We start from the raw sequence: 22,441 nt of genomic DNA on the forward strand, positions 1-22,441 counted from the left end.
AGACTCGGCGCATGCGGCGATTCCCCTCGAACCCCGACAGCCTCAAGAACGGCCCCGTGACGCTCGTCGACGAAGAGGGGACCTGCTGGGTTCTCCACCGCAAGCGCCTGGACCTGCGCGCCGTCCGCCGGCTCGTCGGGGATGCGGCGATCCCCCTCGTCTGGGGGGACATGGGCGGCATCAGCCCACGGCCGACGACCGCGGCCGAACGTCCCGGGCTGTGGGGCCTGGTCAAGGGCGCGTACAAGGGCCCCGGCGGGACCTGGGCGACCGGCCGCTACCTGGCCCATGAGTTCCGGACCGAGGCGGGCCGCCGCATGGTCTACGTCGAGGACCACTGCTGAACGCCGCCGCCCCGGCCGGCCGCATGGGGATGTGCGGCCGGCCGGGGCGCGTCGTACGGGCCGGGGTCAGGTGCCGGCGCGGTAGGTCGAGGTGAACGTCCAGTCGCCGGAGCCGACTTCGTAGATCCGCTCCCCGTCGGCGGAGCGGACGAAGCGGGCGCCCTGGGGCGCGGCCACCTCACCGGAGGTCACCGGCACGTGCACCTCGGCCGTGGTGCCCGCGGGCACGGTGAGCCGCAGCCGGTACGCGTCCCCGTCCAGGCGCCAGGAGGTGCTGACGGTGCCGTACGGGGTGCGGTACGAGCCGGAGGCGGAGGTGAGGCCGGCGACGAGGGCCGGGTCGACGAGGAGTTCGCGGTAGCCGATGGAGCCGGGCGCCTGCTGGATGCCCGCGAGGCGGGCGGTGAACCAGGCGTCGATCGCGCCCAGCATGAAGTGGTTCTGGGACTGGCCGGGGCCGCCGTCCCAGCTCTCGCCGAGCGTGGTGTTGCCGTGCAGCACCTGGTAGCCGTAGCTGGGACTGGTGGTCTGGGTGGCGATCCGGCCGACGACGTCGTCGTGCCCGGACTCCGAGAGCACCCGGAAGGCGGCGGGCAGCGAGATCTCCCCCAGGTTCAGGTGGAAGTCCGCCGCCTCGACGCTCGCGACGAAGTGGCCGAGCAGCCGGTCGCGCTGGTCGGCCGGGACGGCTCCCATGTCGAGGGCGAGCGCCTCCGCGCCGTGTCCGCCGCCGCCGAAGGTGCCCTTCGCGGGGTCGTAGTACTTGTCCGCGAGGGCCTTGGCGCTGGCGTCGGCCTTGGCCCGGTACCCGGCCGCGGCGTCCTGGTCACCGAGGAGCGCGGCGATGCGGCTCATGGCGTCGACGACGCGCCAGTAGCCGTAGGTGCCCGCCACCGCGCGGGGGAAGGTGGTGTCCGGGGTGAACCAGTCGCCGAGGCCGTAGTCGAGGATGCCGCCGGAGACCTTCTCCTCCAGGAAGGTCACGTACTTCCGCATCTGCGGGTAGTAGGTGGCGAGGGTCTCCTGGTCGCCGTAGGTGGTGTAGAGCTGCCACGGCACCAGGACGAAGGCACCGCCCCAGTTGGAGTCGTTGCGGTAGCCGCCGGGCAGGGCCGTGTACTCCGGGGTGGTGGAGGTGATCAGGCCCTCGGGGGTCTGGCCGTCGGCCATGTCGCGGACGATCTTCCGGAGCTGGGACTCCATGTCGTAGTTCGCGGCGAGGGTGGGGAAGACGAGCTGGTCCTGCTCCAGCCAGCCGAGCTTCTCGCGGCTCGGGCAGTCGGTGAGGACGCTCATCATGTTGCCCTCGATGGAGCGGCGGATGATGGAGTGGATTCCGTTGACCAGGTCGTTGGAGCTGGTGAAGTCACCGGCCGAGGTGTTGTCGGTGTGCAGGACCTTGCCGCGGACGGTCACCGTGGCCCCGGCGGGCAGGCCCTTCAGCTCCAGGTAGCGGAAGCCGTGGTAGCCGTACTCGGGGTGCCAGGTCTCGGCACCGGAGCCGCCGGTGGTGTAGCTGTCCCACAGCGGCCCGCCGACGTTGCTGATGGACTGGAAGGCGTGACCGTCCTTCAGGCTCTCGGCGGGCACGATGCGGACGGTGGTGCCGGCGGGTGCCCGCACCGTGACCTCGGGCCAGCCGGCGATGTTCCTGCCCAGGTCGAAGACCCGGCTGCCCTCGGCGCCGGGCACTTCCGTGCCGGTGAGGGTCTCGACGACCCGGATCGGTTCGGTCTCGCGGGCGCTGAGCCGGGCGGGCGCGTCGGCGGTGCCGGGACCGGCGACGGTCACGGCCTTGTCCCAGCCGGCGCGGCTGCCGCGGGGTTCGTCCCAGTGCGGGACGGCGCGGCGCGCGTCGTAGTCCTCGCCGCCGTACCAGTTGGAGGAGGTGGTGGGGCCGAGCGTGGTCCGCCAGTCGTCGCCGCTGCTGATGCGGCGGACGGTGCCGTCGGCGAGGGTGACCTCCAGCTGGGCGATCAGCTTGGGGTCGCTGATGTTCCCGTAGAGCTTGCGGTAGCGGTCCGCGGTGCTGACGACGTTGGAGATGCCGTTGCCGAGGGAGACTCCGACGGTGTTACCGCCGGTGCGCAGCAGGTCGGTGACGTCGTAGGTGGCGTACTGGACGCGCTTGGTGAAGGTGGTGTTGGCCGGTTCGAGGACGGCGTCGCCGACCTGTCTGCCGTTGATGGTGGCGTCGTAGATGCCGAGGCCCGAGACGTAGAGGCGGGCGCTGCGCACGTGCTTCGGCAGGGCGAAGTCCTTGGTGAACAGGGGCAGTCCGGACGGCAGCCAGGGCTTCGGCGGCTGCTGGCCGGTGACGGCCGCGGCCTGGGTGAAGGGCCCGGTGGGGGTGTCGGCGGTGGCGAGGGTGTAGTCGGTGGGGAAGCCGGGGACGCGGCCGTCGTCGGTGAGGACGTCGGCGCGGGGGTAGAGGGCGATCTCGTCGAAGGTCTTCACGGACTTCAGGTCGAGGGTGAGCGTCACGGGCTGCTGGGAGACGTCCGGTCCGGTGTGCGCGGCGCTGGAGTAGCCGGCGGCGGTCTGGAGGGCGCTGTTGGGTAGGCCGTCCACGGCGAGGGCCGGTTCCCAGGTCTTGCGGAGGGTGTTGGACTCGGATGCGGTGACGGCGGCGCCCTTGGCGAGGCCCGAGGTGCCGGCGTCCGCGTCGCGGACGTCGATCTCGCCGAGCTGCAGGCGCCAGGTGCGGCCCGGGAAGTCCTCCTGCAGGGGCAGGCCGAGGCGGGTGACGTCCAGGCGGAGGTAGCGGGCGGTGGTGCGGGGCAGTTTGACGACCACGGGGGTGACGTCGCGCTTGCCCAGCTGCCAGTCGGTGTTGGTGATCCAGTCGGCCTGCCAGTCGCTGTTTTTGGTCAGGCCCGTCTCGAAGGACGCGGGCGTGCTCCAGTCGGCGGCGTGGTCCGCGCCGTGGGAGCCCGCGGCGGACCAGAGCATGACGCGCCAGTAGACCCGGGTGCGGGAGCCGAGCTGCTTGCCGGCGTAGACGGTCTGCGGGACGGCGGAGGCGACCTTGCCGGAGTCCCACAGGTCGGGGCGGCCCTGCCGGAGCCTGGTGGGCGAGGTGGCGGCCTGGACCCGGTAGGCGGTCTGGACGAGCCCCGGTGAGCGGCCGGTGAGGGCCCAGCTCAGTTCGGGGGTGGTGTCGTCGATGCCGAGGGCCTGGGTGAGCTTCTGGGTGCGCAGGGTGGTCGCGGTCAGCGACGCGGGCGCGCCGGCCTCCGCGGTGACGGCGGTGGGCAGGATCGTGACGAGCGCGGTGAGACCGGTCGCGACGGCGAGGGCCGGGGTACGCCGGGTGCCTGCGCGCGGGGGTCGGGGCATGCGGGTGCTCCTTGACGGCGGTGCGGTGGGCGGGTGCTGCGGGTTCGTCGCTGCGGGGGACGGCACGTCAGATCCGCCGCAGGGTGGCGGTGACCTCGCGGTACGGCCGCAGGGTCACCGGGCCGAGGAGTCCGGACGGCAGGGGCTTGTTGCGCTCGTTCGAGAGGGTGTTGGACACCCGCACCGTGAGGGTGTTCCGGCCCGCGCGCAGCAGCTCCGTCACGTCGGTGGTGTACGGGGCCCACGGCAGCGGGGGCAGTTCGGTTCCGTTGACGGTGACCGAGGCGACCTCCCTGACCTGGCCGAGGTCGAGGCGGAAGCCCCGGCCGTCGAGGGTCCCGGCGTCGAGGACGAGTTCGGTGGTGTAGGTGCCGCTGCCGGAGAACAGCGGTTCCACCGTCGTCCAGCTGCCCAGCGGGCCCGTGACCGGCGTGGCTCCGGCGCGCTGCAGGGTGAGCGTCCAGTCGCCGTCCACGGGGAGCGGGGCGAGCGGGTCGGTGACGCGTACCGTGCCCCGGTAGGTACGGCCGCCGTCGGTGCCGGTGAGGACGTGGTCGCCGGGTGCGTCGAGGACGGCGGTGACGCGCAGGGTCTGACCGGCGGCCTTGACGGAGGTGATGGACGCGGCGGGCAGGGTGCTGTCCGTGAGGTGCGGACCTTCCTTCGCGCCGGCGCGCACGACGACGGCGAGGGTCTCGTACGGGGCGAGCCGCAGCGGCAGGCGGATGCCACCGTGCTTCTGCTCCCGGTGGACGGGCGCGGGGCGCACGGTGCCGGTGACGGGGTCCCAGAGTTCGGGGGCGCCGGTGGCGGGGAGCACGGCGACGGTGTCGACCTGCGCGGCGCTCTCGTTGTTGAGGAGGAAGGCGACGTCCTTGCCGCGGGTGGTGCGCAGCACCCGTACGGCCGGTGCCCGCGGTTCGAGGACGGCCGCGGCGACTCCCGCGTCCCGCGCCGCGTCCCCGAGGGCGGCGGTGTCCGCGACACGGACGGCGGTTCCCGCGCCGACGCGGTGGGTGCCGGGGACGGCGTCGCCGAAGAGGCCGTTCAGCGCGCGCTCCAGGGTGCGGTCGCGTCCGCCGGCGTCCTCCTGGGGCAGGGTGCCGACGGCGACGACGGTGCCGCCCTGCCGGGCGAAGGCTTCGAGGCGGGTGACGGCGGCGGCGTCGAGGGTCGGGGTGACGGGGAGGACGGCCAGGTCGTAGCCGGCCTCGCCGACGACGAGCCGTCCCTGGTGGACGCGGGCGTGGGCGAGCAGCTCCGGGTCCCCGGAGAGGGCGCCCTCGTGGACGAGGTCGAAGTCGACCTGGGCGCTCTCCAGCGCGTACGCCGCGTCGGTGAAGGCGCCGTCGACCTCGCCCTGGCGGGTGGTGCCGCGCCACTGCTCGGCGGCCCGCTGCGGCTGGATCAGGGCGGTGCGGACGCCGGAGGTGCCGCGGGCGACCTCCATGACGCGGCCGATCCAGTCGGCGATCGGCTCCATCGCCCACCACCAGGGTGCGCGCGGACCGAACGGCGGCGGGAAGAAGACACGTTGCTCGTCGGTCCACAGGGCGTGCAGCACGGTGAGGTTGACGCCGCGGGCGGCGTTGGCGCCGACCAGCGCCCGCACGAAGTCGGGCGCGACCTGCCAGCCCATGTTGCCGAAGCACTCCAGCAGGGCCCGGTCGCGGCCCATCTGGTGGGCGACGCTGACCGGGTTGCGGGGGATCATGGTGGGCTGTCCGGCCACGTACTCGGCGGTGATGATGTCGCCGCCGGGCACCTGCGCCCACTGGTGGACCTTGTGCAGGTCGCCGGTGGAGACGATCCGCTTGGAGGGCGAGGTCTCGTCGTACAGCGGGTTGGTGATGAGCGCGACGCCGCGCTCGGCGTACCACTGGGACTGCTTGCGGAAGTAGCCGGCGAAGCGGTCCGAGACGGCCTGCCAGTAGCGGCCCCGGGTGATGCGGCCGGTGCGGCCGAGGTCGTCGAAGGCCGTCGCGTAGGCGGTGCCGGGCTCGGTGCCGGTCTTCCGCAGGGCCGCGGCCAGGGTGGGCGACCACGGGAGGCGCTTGAAGTGCGCCTCGGCGGAGGCGAAGAACGGCTCGTCGTCCCAGAAGCCGGGGATGACGTTGCCGAAGTAGCGGGCGAACCTGCGGTGGTACTCGCCGGGCACGATGTCGAGGAACAGCTCCACCGGCTCGTCGTCGAGGAGGTCGACGTAGCTGCGGCTGTAGCCCTGGGAGTCGTCGACCAGCGGGGTGCCGCCGAACACGTCGATCAGCCAGTCGCCTTCGGGGACGCGCCAGGTGCGGCCTTCGCCGAGTTCCCCGGTGAGTTCGACGACCTGGTCGCTGGAGGTGGCGCCGACCGGGCGGGCGGCGGCCGCGGCGGGGGTCGCGGCGCCGGCGGGCGGGATCCGGGCGGGGAAGTCGCCCGCGGCGGCGGGGTCGCCGAAGGCGGTCCGGGTGTAGAGGGCGGTGCCGTCGGCCGCGGTCACGACCAGGCTCGCCCACAGGGCGCGCTCCGTCCCGGTGGCACGGACGCCGGCGCCGCCGGCGGGGTGGGTGGTGTCGGTGACGGTGCCCTTGGCCTTGCCGTCGAGGGTCACGGTCAGGGTGGAGCCGCTGACGGTCACGGCGAGGGTGTGGAACTTGGTCTTGTTGAAGCCGTCGGTGCGGGTGGAGCGGGCGAGTTCGACGGGGTCCCGGTCCTTCGCGAGGAGCGACACGGTGACCACGCCGGTCTGGTCGAACTCGACGGCGTAGCCCGCGGTGCCGTCGGCGGCGGCGCGGACGACGACTCCGGCGGACACCTGGTCGGCCCGGCCGCTGCCGGTGACGGTGTAGTCGCGCCACCCCTCTCCCCTGCGCAGCACGGCCGCGCCGCCCAGGACCGCGGCGTCGGCGACCAGCGAGGTGGTGTCCACGCCGACGCCGGTGGTGGTGCGCAGGTCGACGGTGGCGGGTCCGGAGACGACCGCGCTGGACCGCCACAGGGCCTTGAGCCGCAGGTCGGGTCGGGGCTCGTAGGTGCGCGAGCCGACCTGGCCGCCCTTGACGATGTACTCGCCGGATCGGCCGCTGGGGAAGTGGTCGTCGTTGAAGATCCATACCCGCATGCCGGTCTTCTCTGCGGTCTGCAGGACGTGGCCGACGATCGCGAACCATTCCTCGGTGAAGAAGACCGGCTGCATCTCCGCGTTGTCGAACGGGAAGAGGACGACCTCGTACATCCCCTTGTCCCGCAGGTCCGCCATCTGGGCGTCGACGAGTTCCGGGGTGACGGGGCCGTTCCAGTACCAGTAGACCGTCGGGCGGCTGTCCTTGGCGGGGTCGGCGAAGTCGGCGGGCGACCAGGTCGTCCCCGTCGCGCCGTGGTGCTGCGCAGCGGCGTACGCCGGGAGGGGCAGGCCGGACGCCAGCGCGGCTCCGGTCACCCCTGCTGCGGCCACGAAACGGCGTCTGGACAGGGGGAGTTCAGGCATGGCGGTACTCCGTGAGGTGAGGGCGGGTGCAGGCGGATGGGCGGGCCGTGGCGCTCGCGCCGGCCGTGTCAGGGGGCCGCGAGGGCTGCGACGTCGGCGGGCGCCAGGGCGCGGTTGTGCAGCCGGAAGCCGGCGACCGCACCGGTGAGGTAGGGGTGCGTGGGGTTCTGGGAACGGCCGAGGTAGTTGTGCGTGGTCGTGCCGAGCAGCAGCGGACTCGCGGCCATCGCCGCGTTGCGGCCGGCTTCGGCGCCGTCGACGTAGAGGATGCCGGTGCCGTCGCCGAGGGTGAGCGCGACGTGGGTCCAGCGGCCGGTGGGCAGGGGTGCGGCGGCGTCGATGACGTCCTCGGCCTCCATGCCGGCGATCTTCAGGGCGGCCCGGGCGCGTCCCGCGCCGGTGCGCGGGGTGAGGAACAGATAGGTGTCCTTGTGGTAGCCCAGGTCGAAGACGCGGGCGGAGTTGACCAGGGCGTCCACCCGTACCCACATGCTGACGGTCAGCTCGGACAGCCCGGCGGGCAGGGCGGGGGCCAGCGCGACGTGGCCCCCGGCGCCGTCGAGGGCGACGGCGGTCCGGCCGCCCGGCCCGTCCGCGGTCCAGGAGGCGCCCGCGGTGAGCGTCGCGGGGGCGAAGGTCCGGGTGGCGTCGGCGGCGCTGGTGCCGGTGCCCTCGTCGAGGGGGTAGCGGGCGACGTCCCGCTCGCGGCCGGCGCCGGGGGCGACCGCCCAGTAGACCGTGTAGTTCTCGTGGTGGACCTGGTGGAACGGCTTCAGGGTGACCGCGCCGCCGGCCGCCTCGGCGGTGAACGCGCCGTCGCCGCCGCGCACGGGCCGCAGGGACTCCGGCCGGATCTCGGGGATGGTGTTCAGCTCCGTCGGGCCGTAGGTGCCGGCCAGGACGAGCGGACCGTACGACACCGAGCGCACCTGCGGGTTGTCGGGCGCGGGGCGCCACACGGGTTCGCGGGGCAGGGTGAGTTCGACGGTGTCCCCGGCCCGCCAGCGCCGGTCGAGGGTGAGGTAGGTGCCGGGCTCGACGCGGCCCGTGTAGGGGTGTCCGGCCACGCGTACCCCGGCCCGCCCCCGGCCGTCCGCCAGCCAGCCCGGTATGCGGACCTTGAGCGCGAAGCGGCCGCCGCCCTCGGCGACGGTGATGCGCACGGTGTCCTCGGAGACGGCGTGCTGACGGATCGTCACCCCGTCCGTCGCCCCGTGGGGCCGCCAGGCCGCCTCGGAGGGGATGAAGAGGTTGACCGAGAGCGCGTCGCGGGACTGGAAGTAGATGCTGTCCGCGAACTTGGTGTGGGTCTCCAGACCGGTGCCGTGGTCGCAGGAGAAGTTGTCGTAGTCGCCGCTGTAGCTGCCGGGCGCCGCGCCGAGCCCGCCCTTGGGCTGCCGGTGGGAACCGGCCCACAGCCCGGTGTAGTACGTGACGAAGCCGTGCTCGGAGTCGGGGTCCTGCTCGCCCAGCATCTGGTTGTGCAGGGTCCACTCGTAGTGGTCCATGTAGGCGGTGCGGGACGGCTCGTGCAGGAACAGCTGCCGGCCGAGCTTGAGCATGTTGTAGCTGTTGCAGTTCTCGCAGGTGTTCTCCGACAGACGGCTGACGATCTCGTCCGGGGGCCCGAAGAACTCCAGGTTGGAGTTGCCGCCGATGGCGTACGTGTGGTGCTCCACGACGGTGTGCCAGAAGGTGCGCGCGATGTCGAGGTAGCGGCGCTCCCCGGTCGCCTCGTAGCCGAACGGCGCACCGACGACCTTGGCGATCTCGGTGTTGGCGTGGCGGCCGGCGAGTTCGTCGCGTCCGGCGGCGAGCGGCGCGTAGAGCTCCTCGTGGTCGAAGCGGCGGGCGGTGCGCAGGTGCGCGGGGTCGCCGCTGACGAGGTGGAGGCGGGTCAGGACGTCGTTCATCCCGCCGAACTCCACCTTGAGCACGGACTGCATGCGCTCGTACGGCAGCGGTGCGGTCCGCGCGTCCGCCCAGGCGGCCATCCCCAGCAGCACGGTCATGGCCTGCCGGTTGCCGCTGAGGGTGTACTGGTCGAGCAGCCCGGCCATGATCTTGTGCAGGGTGTAGTACGGCGCCCAGGGCTTGCCGCCCGCCTCCAGGCTGTCGAAGACCGACTCGGGGAAGGCCGACAGGTAGCCGTCGTGGAACCCGGCGGCGGGCGCGGCCGCCTGGCACTCGGCGAGCGCGGCGACGAGGACGCGGGCCTTGTCGGCGTAGACCTGGTCGCCGGTCTGGGCGTGGGCCTGGGCGAGCGCGGACAGCAGGTGCCCGGTGGTGTGGCCGCGCAGTTGGACGTCCGGGGCCTCCCAGCCGCCGCAGGGCTCGGCGGACGAGGGCAGTCCGACGTTGCGGCGGAAGGTGTGCAGGAGCCGGTCGGCGTCGACGAAGCGCAGGTAGGCGCAGGTGCGCCGCATGTTGTCGAGGAACGGGCCGTCCAGCAGGCGCACGGCGGACAGCGGCAGAGGGTCGAGCTTCGGACCCGCCGCGGGCGTCGGCCCGCTCCGGACGTCGCCCGCCCGCTCGGGGGCGCTCGGCGCGGCGGCGGCCGGGGTCGCCTGGACGGCCTGCGTGGCAGCCGTGAGGGTCGCGGCCGCGGCGATGCCGGCAGTCAGCACGTTGCGGCGGGACGGCTGGGACGGAGGTGGTGCGGACATTCTCGGAACTCCTTCCGGGCGCGGAGGAGTACCACCGGTCGGCGGTTGTCCGGCGGCATGCGGCCGTGGAACGCGGTTGCCGGGCAGCCCGATGCCCGGCCACTGGCCTGAGAGCGAATGAATCGTTTTTAGAGCCAGCGGCAACCTAGGGTGACTCCGCGGAGACCGTCAAGAGCGGCAGGCCAAACCACTGCCTGCGGGGACCAGGCTGCCGACGGACCATCACAAACCCTTGCAGAAGGGGTGACAGGGCGACAGCAAGCCGTCCCGCGAGGGCGGGACAGCGGCTTCAGGTGCCGGGCGTCTTGTCGCGGTGGCCACCGCCGCGTATGTTCCTCCCCGTCATGTACTGAATCGTTCAAGAACGGAGGCGGGACGGCAAGCGCGGTCAGTGCGCCGCACCAGGGGTTCGCGGGTGGCGGTGGCCGTCCCGGCCCGCTCACCGGCGACGGAAGGCGTCGGGGGATACTCCAGGCCGGCGAAAGGAAACAGTCACCCATGACCACTGGCAGGATCTCCGCGGCCGCCGCCGGCACCTGGCTCCTCGGCGACATGAAGGTGAACCGGATCGGCTTCGGCGCGATGCGGCTGACCGGCAGCGCCGCCTTCCACCTCGGCACGCCCAGCGACCGGGACCACGCGATCGGCGTGCTGCGCCGCGCCGTCGAGCTCGGCGTCGACCACATCGACACCGCCGCCTTCTACTTCTCACGGCTGCGTTCGGCCAACGAGCTCATCAACTCGGCCCTGGCGCCGTACCCGGAGGACCTGGTCATCGCCACCAAGGTGGGGCCCGCACGGGACGCCTCCGGGGAGTGGGCCACCGCCGCCCGCCCCGACCAGCTGCGCGGCCAGGTCGAGGAGAACCTGCGGCAGCTCGGCCGCGAGCACCTCGACCTGGTCAACCTCCGCTTCATGGGCGGCACTTCCGTCGCCGAGCACTTCGGCGCCCTGGCCGAGCTGCGTGAGGCCGGGCTCGTCCGCCACCTGGGGCTGTCCAACGTCCGTCCCGAGCACCTGGCCGAGGCACGGGCCATCGCCCCCGTGGTGTGCGTCCAGAACCGCTACGGCGTCGACGCGCGCGAGAGCGATGACCTGCTGCGGGAGTGCGGTGCCCAGGGCATCGCCTTCGTGCCCTTCTTCTCCATCGCCGGCGGGGGCCGCGAGCAGGGGCCCGGCGCCGGCGGTGCCGAGAGCGACGCGGTGCTCGACGTCGCGGCCGCCCACGGTGTCTCGCCGGCGCAGGTGCGGCTGGCGTGGACGCTCGCGCAGGGCGACCACGTGCTCGCCATCCCGGGGACCGGCGATCCGGAGCACCTGGCGGACAACCTGGCGGCGGGTGCGCTGCGGCTGACGGACGAGGAGACGGCGCTCATCGACGCGGTGGGCCGCCCCAGCCGCTGACCCGGGACGGCCTCGGGCGTGACGACCGTCAGTCGTGCGGGACGACCGCCACGGGCGCCTTGGCATGGTGCAGCACCGCATGGGTCACCGGGCCGATGTGCAGGCCGGCAACCGCGTGGCGGACACGGCGGCCGACGACGACCAGTGAGGCGTCGGCCGCCGCCTCGACCAGATGGTGCGCCGCCCCGCCGACCAGGGAGTGCTCCAGGACCTCGACGGCGGGGTACTTGGCCCGCCACGGCGCCAGCGCCTGGGTGAGCGCCTTCGCCTGGGCGTCGGTCAGCTCGTGCTCCAGGTCCAGGGCGATCGCCGCGGGGTTGTAACCGTAGGAGCCCGGCAGGTTCCAGCCGTGGACGACGCGCAGGCCCGTCCCGCGCAGCACGGCGGCCTCGAAGGCGAAGGCCAGCAGATCGTCGTGGGGACGGGCGAGGTCGATGCCGAGCACCACGTCACGGAAGGGCGTGTACTCCGAGACCAGCCCGTCGAGGTCCGGACGGTGCTCGTCCTTGCCCGTCTCACCGGCCCGTACGAGGACGACGGGGCGGACGGCCTGCGCGACGGTCGCGGAGGCCACGGAGCCGACGAGGAAACCGGCGAGCGCGCCGAGGCCCCGGGAGCCGAGCACCAGCAGCTCCGACTCCTCGGCGGCGGCCGCGAGGGCCGCCGCGGGCTGCCCGCTCACGAGTCCGGCGGAGATCTCCAGGTCCGGGTGACGCCCGGCGAGTTCGTCCGCGGCGTCGCGCGGCACGGACTCGGCCCACTGCCGCTGGACGTCGGGGTCCACCGCGGCCACCGCCCCGGCCAGCGGGGCGTAGGCGGACGTGTACGGCTGCCAGTCGTGGACGTGCACGAGCCTCAGGGGCAGTCCGCGGCGCAGTGCCTCGCGGGCGGCCCAGTCCGCGGCGGCCAGGCTCTCGGGTGATCCGTCGAGACCGGCGGTGACCGTACGGGACATGACGTGCCTCCTGGCGAACGGGACGAAGGGCGTGGGCTGTTCGCCCCCAGCTTCCCGCCGGCGACGGGCCTCCGGCAGGGGCCCGCCGGGCCCGTCCGGGGGCCGACCGGCCCATGGGCGAGGGCATGCGCCGCCCGGGACAGTGGGAGCAGGTCACCGCTGTGATCAAGCGTACGGGGCGTGTACCGGCGCGGTCGCCGGGGGTGGCGGCCGTACCTGTGCCGTCGGTCCGGCCCGGACGCCGTCTCGGCGGCGCCGCCGCGCCGGCCGCGGGACCCTGGAGGGGACGCATCCGCGACGTACGGAAGGACGTGACCGGTCATGACGCAGCAGGACGCGGCCGCCGCGGCCGGGGACATCGGGCGCCGGATCGCGAGCCGCCGGGAGGAACTGGGTCTGTCCCTGGAGGAGACGGCGGAACGCGCCGGCATCGCCCCGGGCTATCTGCGGTACGTGGAGCAGGAGCCGACCGCGGCGCCGGGCAGCTCCACCCTGCACGGGCTGGCCACGGCGCTGGGGACGAGCGTGTCCGCGCTGAGCGGCGGCGAGGCGGAGCTGCCGCCCGGCCGGGGACGCGCGGCGGGCCGGGCGTCACTGGTGGAACTCGGCCCCGGGGAGTGCTGGGCGCTGCTGTCCACGCACGGGGTCGGCAGGATCGGGCTGGACACGCCCGACGGGCTGGCGATCCTGCCGGTCAACTACACGGTCGCCGAGGGCGTGATCGCCTTCCGCACCCATCCCGGGGCCACGCCCGCGGCGGCCGCGGACACCAGGTGCGCCTTCGAGGTCGACCAGGTCGACGAGGGCCTCAGCCAGGGCTGGAGCGTGCTCGTCCGCGGTGTCGCCTCCGCCGTCACCGACCCGGGGGCCGTGCGCCGGCTGGCGGAGCGCGAGTACGCCGGACCCTGGGCGGGCGGCGACCGCGACCTGTGGATCCGCGTCGTCCCGGCAAGCGTGACCGGACGCCGCATCCTGGTCGGCTGAGCACGTTCCTCATCGCCGACCGCCCGAGCACCCCGGCCACCGCCCCGCGGAACGCACGTGCAGTGCCACGCGGCCGGGGGCAGGGCAGCGCGCCCGGTGCGGACGGCCGGCCCGCCGTACGCGGGCCACCACCACGACCTGCCGGACCCGGACGCCCCGGCAAAGGCACCCCCGGCGCCCCATCATGGAGCGCCGCGCACCGCCCTCACCGTCCGGCGGCGGAGCCGCGCACCACGGCGACCGGGCAGTGCGCGTGGTGCAGGACCGCCTGGCTGACGGAGCCGAGCACCAGCCCCGAGAAACCGCCGCGTCCGCGTGCGCCGACGACGAGCAGCTGCGCGGTCCGGCTCTCCTCGATGAGGGTCTCGCGGGTCGCGCCACGCACCGTTTTCGTGCGGACCGTGACCCCGGGGTAGCGCTCCCGCCGTCCCGCGATCGTCTCGGCCACCAGGCGTTCCTCGGTGCGGGCGAGTTCGCCCGGCTCGCTCGCGTACGGCATCGCGGGGTCCTGGGGCGGCGGTACGGGCGTGTGCCACGGGGTCCACGCGTGCAGGGCGAGGAGTTCGGCGCCGCGCAACGCGGCCTCGGCGAAGGCGAAGTCGACGGCGTCCGCGCCGACCGGGGAACCGTCGACGCCCAGCAGGACCGGACCGCCGGCGGCCGGCTGCTCCCGGACCACCAGGACCGGGCACTGGCCGTGCGCGGCGAGGTGCACCGCCGTCGAACCCAGCATCAGGCCGACGAAGCCGCCCATGCCGCGGGATCCCACGACGACCAGTTCCGCGGCGCGCGACTGGGCCTCCAGCACGGTGAGGGGTTCCCCGGTCACCACGGCGTGGGTCACGTCCACCTCCGGTGCCGCGCGCCCGGCGCGTTCCACGGCCTCCGCCACCACCCGCTGCGCGGCGTTCCGCAGGCCGCCCTCGGACGGGCCCAGGGCCGGGGGTCCCAGCGGCACGTGCATGGCCGGCCACAGGAAGGCGTGCACCACCCGCAGTCCGGCGCCGCGCCATGCGGCCTCCCGGGCCGCCGTCTCCACCGCGGCAAGGCTCGAGGCCGAGCCGTCCGCTCCTACGACCACCAGACCACTCACCGCGCCTCCTCGTCCGCCCTGCCCGTCGTCCGCCGCCGGCTTCCCCCCGGGCGCCGGGCGACGTCCGGGCCCCGCGCGCCGGCCGGGGGGCCGTCGGGGATCAGGCCCTGCGGTGGCCCCATGAGGGGCCGCTCTCCTCCCACTCGCGGCCCCAGGCCGCGGCGCGCCGGCGGTCGATCCGCAGGCGGACGACCCAGCGCCCGGCGAGGACCAGCGCGCAGGCACCCGCGGCGGCGACCGAGCCGAAGACGACCCCCTGGGCCTCGGCCTGCGCGGGGGTGAGCCGGTTCTGCTGCAGCCGGCCGTTCGCGTCCAGCCAGACGGACGTCGTGGAACCCGCGGGACTGCCCGGTTCGACACGGGCCTGACCGGTTCGGGCGGAGCCGTCGGACGCGGTCCACCGGACGGTGGCGAGGACCTTTCCGATGGAGCCGGTGTACGGGTTCTCCACGGCCTTCGCGGCGTCCTCGGTCAGGACGGCCGTCGCCAGGTGGGTGCCCTGGCTCCGCCGCAGTTCGGACTGCTCCACCGCGGCCGCCGTGGCCGCCCCGGCCGCCGGGGCCCCGGCGGCGATCAGCAGGGCCGCCGCCACGCCCGTCCAGGCCTCCAAAACATCGGACCGTCGCCGCAGCGGATTGCGGCGCCAGCGCCAGAACACCGCCCTGCCGCTCATGGCCGTGCTCCCTTCCCTGTCCGACGACCGTCGCACGCGCCGGCACTGCCGCAGCAGGGGCCACACGGATCATTTCCGCCGCAGGACGGGGCCGACCGGCCCCCGCGCGCGTGCGCGGCCGGCCCGCCGCCGGGTTGTGACGACCGTCACTCGCCGGCGATCGAACTTGCCGCGCCGCCCCGCGTCCTGTCGGTGTCCTCGACACCTTCCGGATACGGAGCAGCGATGCCCACCCCCCTGACCGACCCCCTGTCCCCCGGCACCCACACCTTCGAGGTGGACGGGGTGGCCCAGCGTTACCACGTCCACGGCACCGGACCGGTGTGCATCGCGCACTCCGGCGGGCCGGGCGTGTTCTGGGAGTACCTGCGCATGCCCGAGGTCGAACGGCACCTGACGGTCGTCTACCCGGAGCCGGTCGGCACCGGCGGCTCGGGCCGTCTCCCCTCGCACCCGCACGGCTACACCCGTGAGCGCTACAGCCGGTTCCTGGACGCGCTCGTCGACCACCTGGGCACCCCGCGCGTGCACCTCCTGGGGCATTCGCACGGCGGCTTCGTCGTCCAATACCACGCGCTGCACCGGCCCGCGCGTGTCGCCGGGATCGTCCTGTACGACAGCGCGCCGGTCACCGGCCCCGAGCACGGCGCCGAGGCGATGCGCATGGTGGAGGAGTTCGCCGCCCGGCACGCCGGTCACCCCGGTCTGCCGGAGGTCCTGGAAGCCTTCCAGAAGGTGTCCGCCATCTCCGACGACGCGGGTATGACGGCGGTCCTCAAGGGGCTGCTGCCCGCCTACTTCGCGGACTACTGGGGCCGGGAGGAGGAGTTCGCGCCCCTGAGCGCCGCGGTGTCGGGCACGCACATCTCGGGGCTGGGCGAGGACCTCGTCCCCGATGCCGTCGACGACCGCGGGCAGTTGGGGTCCCTCACCGTGCCGGCGCTGGTCGTGGTGGGCCGGTACGACGTGGTCTGCGGGATGCGCTGGGCCGGTGAACTGCACGAGCTGATCCCCCAATCGGAGCTGCTGGTCCTGGAGAACAGCGGGCACTTCGGCCACATCGAGGAGCCCGGTCGCTTCGCCGAGGCCGTGGTGGGCTTCGTGACCGCCCGCGAGCGGGCGGTCCCCGCGTGACGGGCTCCGCGTGACGGGCCCGGAGAACCGGGGGCTAGGCGACGGCCCGGCGGCCGTCGCGTCGCAAGGCTGAACAGGCCTCACCCGGCCGGCGGGGCCGGGCCGGCGGATGGGGGGACGCCGTGGCGTCCCGGCCACCGCCGGCCCGGACCGTCACCGGGGCCGCGGCCTCAGGTGATGACGTCGTACTCCCCGTAGGAGTGCTGGGGCGTCATCGTGGCGTCGAGCCCGTTGGTGACCCAGGTCCCCAGGACCATCTCCGCGGTGATGCCCGGGCCGAAGCCCGCCAGCAGTCCGCGGTGCCCGTCGAGGGCGGAGCCCTCCTCGAACATCCGGTACAGGGCGTCGAGGACGACGGCGCTCGCGATGTTGCCGTACTCGGTCAGCGTGGCCCGGCTGAAGCGGAACGACTCCGGCGGGACCCCGAGGAAGCGGCAGAGGTCGTCCAGGATGCGGGGACCGCCGGCGTGGATGATGTAGTAGTCCAGCTTGGCGGCGTTCCACGCGTGGTCCTCCGCGACCTGGCGCAGCACCGGTGCCAGGGGCTCCATGGTGCCGGGTACGCGCTTGTCGAGCTGGAAGTGGAAGCCCGTCTGGCGCACCGCGTAGGAGATCCACTCCTCCGTGTCCGGGATGAGGTAGGAGGCGTTGCGCTCCAGCCGCATCCCGGTGCCGCCGCTGCCGCGGACGACGGCGGCGGCGATGCCGTCGCCGAACAGCCCGTTGGACAGCAGCGTTCCGACGCTGAGGTCCGTGGGCTGGTAGCACAGCGAGCAGAACTCGCATGCCACGATGAGGGCGTTGGCCTCCGGGTACGCGGTGCAGAAGTCGTGGGCGCGGTTGATGGCCGCGCCTCCTGCCGCACAACCGAGCTGCGCGATGGGCAGTTGACGGGTGTCGTGGCGGAATCCCATCTTGTTGATGAGCCACGCCGTCAGCGACGGCATCATGAATCCCGTGCACGAGACGTACACGATGATGTCGATCTCGTCGGGCTCCAACTCGGCCTGGTCAAGAGCCTGTCGTATGACGGCCGGTACCCGTGCCTTCGACTCCGCCTCGTAGATCTGGCTGCGTACGTCGAAGCCCGGATGTTTGAGCACCTCTTCGATCGGCTGGATCAGATGCCGCTTCTGAACGCCCGTGTTCTCAATGAGCCTGAGGGTCAGGCCGAGTTGCGGGTGGTCCTTGTGCAGCCGCCGTGCCAGCTCAAGCGTTTGTTCGCAGGTGATAACGTTGTCGGGAACCGAGATCACCGGCTTGCACAGAACAGCCATGCGTGGCTCCATTTCCTGCCCCTCGGCGGGCTATGGTCCATGTGGCGCGCTGCTCCGGGATTTCCGGAGCAGGCCCGTACCTGTCACGAAAATGCGGTAGGGGGTACGAGCGCATTCATGTGCGCGCCCACAGAAGGCCTGACGTTCACGAGGTCCCGGCAAAAGACGGTTCACAAAGGGGGACCGGCTGCTGTCGAAGTGGATTCACGGCCTGTTCAGATTTGCGTCCACCAGGAAAACGTACGTCACTTGGGCGGATTCCGCATGTCGGAGCGGCCCGCACCCGCCGTCACGAGGGAGAACGGGACGGAACCGGCCCCGCACCCGTGCGGGTGCGGGGCCGGAACGGAGGCCGGAGCGGGGGGCCGCAGCGGGCAGCTCACCAGGCGACGTGCAGGGCCACCGGGTAGCGCCAGATCGACGTGGCGCTCCAGCGCACCTCGTCGGCGGGCTTGGCCAGCCTCAGGTCCGGGAAGCGGCGCAGCAGCTCCCTGAAGGCCACCTGGAGCTCCATGGTCGCCAGCGGCGCGCCGAGGCAGTGGTGACCACCCCAGCCGAAGGTCATGTGGGGCGTGCCGGTGCGGTCCAGGTCCAGCTCGTCGGGGCGGTCGAACTTCTCCGGGTCGCGGTTCGCGGTCAGGTACGAGACATGGACGACGTCGCCGGCCCGGATCAGCACGCCGCCCATCTCCACGTCCTCGACGGCGATCCGCGGGATGCCGACGCCCTTGCGGAACGGGATGTACCGCAGCATCTCCTCGATGGCCTGCGGGATGCGGTCCGGCTGCTCGCGCAGCATGGCCAGCTCGCGCGGGCGGGTGAGCAGGGTGTAGGCGATGTTGCCGATCTCGTTCGACGTGGTGTCCTGGCCCGTGATGAGCAGGACCATGGCCATGACGGCGAGTTCCTTGTCGTTGAGGATCTCGTCCCCGTCACGGGCGGTGGCCAGCACACTGACCAGGTCGTCGCCCGGGCGGGCGCGCCGTTCGGCGGTGAGCTTGGTGAAGTACTCCCGCAGGTAGGCCTTGGAGTGGACGGCGTTGTCCCGGTTGTCGGGGCTGAAGTCCATCATGGTGCGGGCGTGGCCCCGCAGCTCCCAGCTGTCCTCGTCGGGGATGTCGAGCACCTCGCAGATGGCGGCCAGCGGGAGCGGCGCCGCCAGGTGCTCCACGAGGTCGGCCGGGGAGCCGCTCTCCTCCATGCCGTCGAGCAGTTCGGCGACGACCCGCTCGATGCTGGGGCGCATGTGCTCGACGTTCCGGGGCGTGAAGCCCTTGGAGACCAGCGAGCGCAGCCGGCTGCTGTCCGGCGGGTCCATCACGTTGATGGCCTCGTCCTGGACGATCGGCTCCGGCGTCATGCGGGGGAAGTCCTTGCCGACGACGGCGGCGCGGCTGAAACGCCGGTCGGTCGTCACGGTCCGCACGTCCTCGTACCGCGTGACGAGCCAGGCCTCACCCTCGCCGTGCGGCAGCTTGATGCGGGAGATCTGCTCGTTCTCCATGAACTGCTTCAGCTGCGGGTCGAACTCGAGGGCTTCGGCGAAGTCGAAGGGGCAGTTGTGCGCGGAGGAACCGGATTCCATGCGAATACTCCAGTGCACCTGGGCGTCGGGGGGACATATCACAACCAATCCCCCGCGCGCGCAGGTGACCACTGCAGGCAGCCCATCCGGGCGACCCGCGCCCATGAGGGTGCCGCGCCCTCGGTGACACAGGGCGCGGCACGTGCTCGGGCTCACCGGCCGTCAGTAGTAGTGGCGGCGCCCCGCGACGGCGTGTCCCATGGCACCCAGGACCCAGAGCACGAGGCCGATGACCGCGAGGATGACTCCCAGGGTCCACAGGAACGAGATTCCGGTGAGGAATCCGATGATGAGCAGGATGATACCGAGGATGATCATGGTGCACTCCCTTGCGCGACCCTGGTCGCCGTTGCCCTGTGCCGGGCCGGTGGCACCGGGGGTACGAGCCACGGTGCGGTGACCGCGCGGTGCGCGGTCACGCCGGGCCTCGCTCAGCCGGAACCGGCCGTCGGCGTCGCCTGCCGTCCACGCTTCCGACGTGAACCTGCCGGCGTCGCATTCACCCCCATTCGTACATGGATCGGCTACCCACGTCTTCGCGTTTCATGACCGCCGGATTCGGCCGGGGTGGTGTTCGCCGGGGCCGTCGCCCTGGCTATGAGAGCGCTCTCAGCAGCGCGAACGTGGTCGGCAGGGCGCCCTGACCACGCCATCTGCCGCCCCCAACACCCGTTCCCCGGCCGTCATTTCCCGCCCGCGGCACAACCCGGCCCACCCGCGGTCGGCGCCGCTGACTCCAAGCAGTGAAGGCAGACAACCGCGCGCGACTTCTTTTGTTCCATGTATTGACCGCGGTTCACCCTGGCGGGAAGGTGTTCCCGCCATATGAGAGCGCTCTCAGACGCTCTCCACCCGGAACCGCACCCTTCCCCGGCACCGATCCCGAGGAGGCATCACCCGTGACCGCGCGTACGACCACCGGCAGGCGCCACGCCGCCAGACCGCTCACCCTGATGGTGGCCGCTGCAGCCACCGTGACCGCGCTCTGCCTGGGCCTGCTCGGCTCGGCCAGGGCCGCCGTCCCGTCGGCACCGTCCGGCTGGACCACCGTCTGGAGCGACGACTTCAGCGGGGCCGCCAACACCCTCCCGTCCGGCGACAACTGGATCATCGACACCGGCACCAGCTACCCCGGTGGCGCCGCCAACTGGGGCACCGGCGAGGTGCAGACCTACACCTCCAACACCGCCAACCTCCGCCAGGACGGCTCGGGCAACCTGCGCATCACCCCGATCCGGGACTCCGCGGGGAACTGGACCTCCGGGCGCGTCGAGACCCGCCGCAGCGACTTCGAGCCCCCGTCGGGCGGCAAGCTCCGCATCGAGTCCCGCATCCAGATGCCGAACGTCACCGGCGCGGCCGCGGCGGGCTACTGGCCGGCCTTCTGGACGCTTGGCGCGCCGTACCGGGGCAACTACTGGAACTGGCCGTCCATCGGCGAGTTCGACCTGATGGAGAACGTGAACGGCGTCAACCAGGTCTGGGGCACGCTCCACTGCGGCACCAACCCGGGCGGCCCCTGCAACGAGACCAGCGGCCTCGGCACCACCCGGGCCTGCCCCGGCAGCGCCTGCCAGGGCAACTTCCACACCTTCGCCTTCGAGTGGGACCGCAGCGTCAGCCCCCAGCAACTGCGCTGGTACGTCGACGGGGTCCAGTTCCACTCGGTGAACGCGAGCCAGATGGACGCGTCCACCTGGAACGCGGCCACGGGCCACGGCCACTTCATCCTGCTGAACGTCGCGATGGGCGGGGCCTTCCCCGACCCGGTGGCGGGGTACAAGACGCCGACGGCCTCCACGGTCTCGGGCGTACCCATGCTGGTCGACTACGTCGCCGTCTACAGCTCAGGCGGCGGCAGCACGCAACCCCCGACCTCTCCCCCGCCGACCGGGGGCACGGGCAGCGCCTACGGCACCCTCCAGGCCGAGTCGTACACGCAGCAGTCCGGCACGACCGTCGAGACGACGACGGACAGCGGCGGCGGCCAGAACCTGGCGTCGCTCGCGAACGGCGACTGGGCGCTCTACTCCGGCGTCGACTTCGGGACGACCACGGCCCGGCAGTTCAAGGCCCGGGTCGCCTCCGGGGCCGCGGGCGGCGTCAGCGGCCTGGTCGAGGTCCGGCTGGACAGCCGGAGCAACGCCCCGATCGGCAGCTTCTCCGTCGCCAACACGGGCGGCTGGCAGAGCTGGACGACGATCCCGGCGAACATCTCGGGCATCACCGGCAAGCACGACGTGTACCTGACGTTCACCAGCGGCCAGCCGGCCGACTTCGTGAACGTCAACTGGTTCACCTTCAGCACCACATGACCCCACGCCGCCCGCGGTGTCCCCGGCCGGGGACACCGCGGGCGGCACCCTGCGCCACGGCACACTCAGGGCGGCACGGCGGGCCGACGGCCGTGTCAAGCCCCGGCCACGGCAACCAAGCTTCGCCGGGTGGTGGCAAACGGCACCTGTCCGGCGCCGCGGAGTCCCGACATGCTGCTCCCATGTGGATGTTCCTGGTGCCCCTCGTCCTGGTCGTGGCGCTCGCTTCCTGGGTCGGCTGGAAAGCCCGCCGGCACGGCGAGCATCCCCATCGCGACGGCGCAGCCATGTCGCGCGACGTGCGGGACGCCCGCCGCGACATGCGCGCCTGGAAAGCGGGGTCCCTGGGACACAGCGGCGAGGACATCTCCTGGATGAAGAGGCGTTCCTGACCCCCGGTCTCGGGTGCGTGCCCGCACCTTCCGATCGGGCCACGGCCCACCCCAGGTCGTCGGAGATCCACGAACCGGCCGGCAGCCACGTGGACGCCACGACGGGCGCGGCAGCTCAATCCGCAAGCACGACCTCGGATCGCAGGACCGAGTACACGACCATGTCGCGCCACTTTCCGGCACGGAAACAGGCCCCGCGCTGCACGCCCTCGCGCGTGAAACCGGCCGACTCCAAGGCCCGCTGCTCCGCGACGTTGACGACGTCGGTACTCGCCTCGACCCGGTTGACCCTGGTGTGCGAGAAGAGGTACTCGGCCAGCTGACGCTGGGCGCGCTTGCCGTATCCCTTGCCGCGCTCCGCCGCCAGCAGCGCGATGCCGATGTTCCAGCACGGTGAAGCCGGGCCGAGCATGACCTGGTGCCACTGCACCTCACCCACGAAGCAGTCGCCCTTCCCGACGACGGCGAGCCGGCCGCCCTCCTGGGTGAGGAAGCCCTTCTCCGACCACTGTCGACGGAGGGCCCCCGGGTTGCGGTGACCGAAGAAGGCCAACTCCGCCGCCTCATCCGGGTCCTCGAAGAGACGTTCCAGCAGGTCCAGGTCGCGCTCGACTATGGGACGCAGACGCACGGGGTTCGACATGGCGGCCAGATTAGCGCCGCGAAGGCACATCACGTCGGTCACGCGGTCGCATGAACCCCTCGGAATCGATCATCTAGAAGACTGCTGAAAATCTCGGGTTCTGGCCCCGGCTCTGTGGAGTCGGGGCCAGTCTTGTAGGCATGCAGGGGGAATGGGCCGGGGAGTCGG

The 22,441-nt window shown here is 72.8% G+C and carries 16 protein-coding genes; 6 read left to right on the plus strand and 10 right to left on the minus strand.

The window, feature by feature from the left end:
- Positions 1–11: 11 nt before the first annotated feature.
- Positions 12–344 (plus strand): hypothetical protein, encoded by a 333-nt coding sequence (locus ACFV3E_RS38770; RefSeq protein WP_500540026.1) that lies wholly within the window; start codon positions 12–14, stop codon positions 342–344.
- Between the two features lie 66 nt (positions 345–410).
- Here the strand turns inward: ACFV3E_RS38770 and ACFV3E_RS38775 are convergent, their stop codons facing one another.
- The 3 genes from ACFV3E_RS38775 to ACFV3E_RS38785 all read right to left on the minus strand — a co-directional run bounded on the left by ACFV3E_RS38775 (position 411) and on the right by ACFV3E_RS38785 (position 9,818).
- Positions 411–3,683, minus strand: a complete 3,273-nt coding sequence (locus tag ACFV3E_RS38775; RefSeq protein WP_500540028.1) for a family 78 glycoside hydrolase catalytic domain — start codon at positions 3,681–3,683, stop codon at positions 411–413.
- Between the two features lie 67 nt (positions 3,684–3,750).
- Positions 3,751–7,152 carry a glycosylhydrolase-like jelly roll fold domain-containing protein gene (locus ACFV3E_RS38780; RefSeq protein ID WP_500540030.1) on the minus strand — a complete coding sequence of 1,134 codons (3,402 nt, stop codon included), beginning with the start codon at positions 7,150–7,152 and terminating at the stop codon, positions 3,751–3,753.
- Positions 7,153–7,220: 68 nt separating this feature from the next.
- Complete coding sequence (locus tag ACFV3E_RS38785; RefSeq protein ID WP_500540034.1) at positions 7,221–9,818, minus strand: glycoside hydrolase family 127 protein; 2,598 nt, start codon at positions 9,816–9,818, stop codon at positions 7,221–7,223.
- Between the two features lie 498 nt (positions 9,819–10,316).
- Here ACFV3E_RS38785 and ACFV3E_RS38790 point away from each other — a divergent pair, with 498 nt between their 5' ends.
- Complete coding sequence (locus ACFV3E_RS38790; RefSeq protein ID WP_500540035.1) at positions 10,317–11,222, plus strand: oxidoreductase; 906 nt, start codon at positions 10,317–10,319, stop codon at positions 11,220–11,222.
- Positions 11,223–11,250: 28 nt separating this feature from the next.
- Here ACFV3E_RS38790 and ACFV3E_RS38795 read toward each other — a convergent pair whose 3' ends face one another.
- The gene (locus ACFV3E_RS38795) at positions 11,251–12,177 is read right to left on the minus strand and encodes a universal stress protein (protein WP_500540037.1); all 927 of its coding nucleotides are present in this window, start codon (positions 12,175–12,177) and stop codon (positions 11,251–11,253) included.
- Positions 12,178–12,498: 321 nt separating this feature from the next.
- Here ACFV3E_RS38795 and ACFV3E_RS38800 point away from each other — a divergent pair, with 321 nt between their 5' ends.
- A complete protein-coding gene (locus ACFV3E_RS38800) occupies positions 12,499–13,161 on the plus strand; it encodes a helix-turn-helix domain-containing protein (RefSeq protein ID WP_500540039.1) in 663 nt (220 codons plus the stop codon).
- A 205-nt stretch (positions 13,162–13,366) separates the two neighbouring features.
- On the opposite strand, the gene ACFV3E_RS38805 is transcribed toward ACFV3E_RS38800, so the two are convergent.
- Positions 13,367–14,254 carry a universal stress protein gene (locus ACFV3E_RS38805; protein WP_500540041.1) on the minus strand — a complete coding sequence of 296 codons (888 nt, stop codon included), beginning with the start codon at positions 14,252–14,254 and terminating at the stop codon, positions 13,367–13,369.
- A 100-nt stretch (positions 14,255–14,354) separates the two neighbouring features.
- Positions 14,355–14,927, minus strand: coding sequence for an Rv1733c family protein (locus ACFV3E_RS38810; RefSeq protein ID WP_500540043.1), 573 nt, complete (start codon positions 14,925–14,927; stop codon positions 14,355–14,357).
- Between the two features lie 225 nt (positions 14,928–15,152).
- On the opposite strand from ACFV3E_RS38810, the gene ACFV3E_RS38815 reads away from it, so the two are divergent.
- Positions 15,153–16,061: an alpha/beta fold hydrolase gene (locus ACFV3E_RS38815; RefSeq protein WP_500540045.1), complete on the plus strand. Its 909-nt coding sequence runs from the start codon at positions 15,153–15,155 to the stop codon at positions 16,059–16,061.
- Between the two features lie 170 nt (positions 16,062–16,231).
- On the opposite strand, the gene ACFV3E_RS38820 is transcribed toward ACFV3E_RS38815, so the two are convergent.
- The 3 genes from ACFV3E_RS38820 to ACFV3E_RS38830 form a co-directional block, all read right to left on the minus strand.
- Positions 16,232–17,338: a type III polyketide synthase gene (locus ACFV3E_RS38820; protein ID WP_500540047.1), complete on the minus strand. Its 1,107-nt coding sequence runs from the start codon at positions 17,336–17,338 to the stop codon at positions 16,232–16,234.
- 379 nt (positions 17,339–17,717) lie between these two features.
- Complete coding sequence (locus ACFV3E_RS38825; protein WP_499509194.1) at positions 17,718–18,923, minus strand: cytochrome P450; 1,206 nt, start codon at positions 18,921–18,923, stop codon at positions 17,718–17,720.
- 162 nt (positions 18,924–19,085) lie between these two features.
- Positions 19,086–19,241: a DUF6131 family protein gene (locus tag ACFV3E_RS38830; protein ID WP_500540049.1), complete on the minus strand. Its 156-nt coding sequence runs from the start codon at positions 19,239–19,241 to the stop codon at positions 19,086–19,088.
- Between the two features lie 635 nt (positions 19,242–19,876).
- Here ACFV3E_RS38830 and ACFV3E_RS38835 point away from each other — a divergent pair.
- Entirely contained in the window at positions 19,877–21,238 is a 1,362-nt protein-coding gene (locus ACFV3E_RS38835) for a glycoside hydrolase family 16 protein (RefSeq protein WP_500540055.1), read from the plus strand.
- A gap of 182 nt (positions 21,239–21,420) precedes the next feature.
- Entirely contained in the window at positions 21,421–21,630 is a 210-nt protein-coding gene (locus ACFV3E_RS38840) for a hypothetical protein (protein WP_500540051.1), read from the plus strand.
- Positions 21,631–21,745: 115 nt separating this feature from the next.
- On the opposite strand, the gene ACFV3E_RS38845 is transcribed toward ACFV3E_RS38840, so the two are convergent.
- Entirely contained in the window at positions 21,746–22,273 is a 528-nt protein-coding gene (locus ACFV3E_RS38845) for a GNAT family N-acetyltransferase (protein ID WP_500540053.1), read from the minus strand.
- Between the last annotated feature and the right edge of the window lie 168 nt (positions 22,274–22,441).

Source organism: Streptomyces sp. NPDC059718 (assembly GCF_042733315.1).
Taxonomy (GTDB): domain Bacteria; phylum Actinomycetota; class Actinomycetes; order Streptomycetales; family Streptomycetaceae; genus Actinacidiphila.

What these genes read in the sequence shown, in the direction of transcription:
- ACFV3E_RS38790 (WP_500540035.1), top strand. Translation starts at nt 10,317, where the DNA reads ATGACCACTGGCAGGATCTCCGCGGCCGCCGCCGGCACCTGGCTCCTC.
- ACFV3E_RS38775 (WP_500540028.1), bottom strand. Translation starts at nt 3,683, where the DNA reads ATGCCCCGACCCCCGCGCGCAGGCACCCGGCGTACCCCGGCCCTCGCC.
- ACFV3E_RS38835 (WP_500540055.1), top strand. Translation starts at nt 19,877, where the DNA reads ATGGTGGCCGCTGCAGCCACCGTGACCGCGCTCTGCCTGGGCCTGCTC.
- ACFV3E_RS38820 (WP_500540047.1), bottom strand. Translation starts at nt 17,338, where the DNA reads ATGGCTGTTCTGTGCAAGCCGGTGATCTCGGTTCCCGACAACGTTATC.
- ACFV3E_RS38845 (WP_500540053.1), bottom strand. Translation starts at nt 22,273, where the DNA reads ATGTCGAACCCCGTGCGTCTGCGTCCCATAGTCGAGCGCGACCTGGAC.
- ACFV3E_RS38830 (WP_500540049.1), bottom strand. Translation starts at nt 19,241, where the DNA reads ATGATCATCCTCGGTATCATCCTGCTCATCATCGGATTCCTCACCGGA.
- ACFV3E_RS38815 (WP_500540045.1), top strand. Translation starts at nt 15,153, where the DNA reads ATGCCCACCCCCCTGACCGACCCCCTGTCCCCCGGCACCCACACCTTC.
- ACFV3E_RS38810 (WP_500540043.1), bottom strand. Translation starts at nt 14,927, where the DNA reads ATGAGCGGCAGGGCGGTGTTCTGGCGCTGGCGCCGCAATCCGCTGCGG.
- ACFV3E_RS38800 (WP_500540039.1), top strand. Translation starts at nt 12,499, where the DNA reads ATGACGCAGCAGGACGCGGCCGCCGCGGCCGGGGACATCGGGCGCCGG.
- ACFV3E_RS38780 (WP_500540030.1), bottom strand. Translation starts at nt 7,152, where the DNA reads ATGCCTGAACTCCCCCTGTCCAGACGCCGTTTCGTGGCCGCAGCAGGG.
- ACFV3E_RS38785 (WP_500540034.1), bottom strand. Translation starts at nt 9,818, where the DNA reads ATGTCCGCACCACCTCCGTCCCAGCCGTCCCGCCGCAACGTGCTGACT.
- ACFV3E_RS38825 (WP_499509194.1), bottom strand. Translation starts at nt 18,923, where the DNA reads ATGGAATCCGGTTCCTCCGCGCACAACTGCCCCTTCGACTTCGCCGAA.
- ACFV3E_RS38840 (WP_500540051.1), top strand. Translation starts at nt 21,421, where the DNA reads ATGTGGATGTTCCTGGTGCCCCTCGTCCTGGTCGTGGCGCTCGCTTCC.
- ACFV3E_RS38795 (WP_500540037.1), bottom strand. Translation starts at nt 12,177, where the DNA reads ATGTCCCGTACGGTCACCGCCGGTCTCGACGGATCACCCGAGAGCCTG.
- ACFV3E_RS38770 (WP_500540026.1), top strand. Translation starts at nt 12, where the DNA reads ATGCGGCGATTCCCCTCGAACCCCGACAGCCTCAAGAACGGCCCCGTG.